The 270-nt window shown below is 46.3% G+C and carries 1 pseudogene; it reads right to left on the minus strand.

The annotated features are described in order from the left end of the window. Positions 1-143: 143 nt before the first annotated feature. Positions 144-270 (minus strand): annotated as a pseudogene (locus A3735_RS10400) (QacE family quaternary ammonium compound efflux SMR transporter); the annotation flags it as partial.

The following is a 270-nucleotide window of genomic DNA, read 5'->3' on the forward strand; positions in this document are numbered from 1 at the left end:
GTTTCATATCCCTACTTACAACTAACGCCTTGCACAGCGGAAACTGTAGTGTAGTGGCTTTGTGCAACAATGAGCGAAGCGAATGCACAAAGCCGCGGAGCGGAGGTTTTCCGACTGGTGCAACTTGTTAGATGCATACTGGACTAATGTGCACTGGTTTTTGAAAGCAAGTTGAGAACAACAACGCCACCAACGATTAAACCCATGCCAACATACCCCCAAAGGTCAAGTTTTTGCCCGTGCATGAACCATGCGATTAGAGTTACTAAA

The organism is Oleiphilus sp. HI0061, from assembly GCF_001635675.1.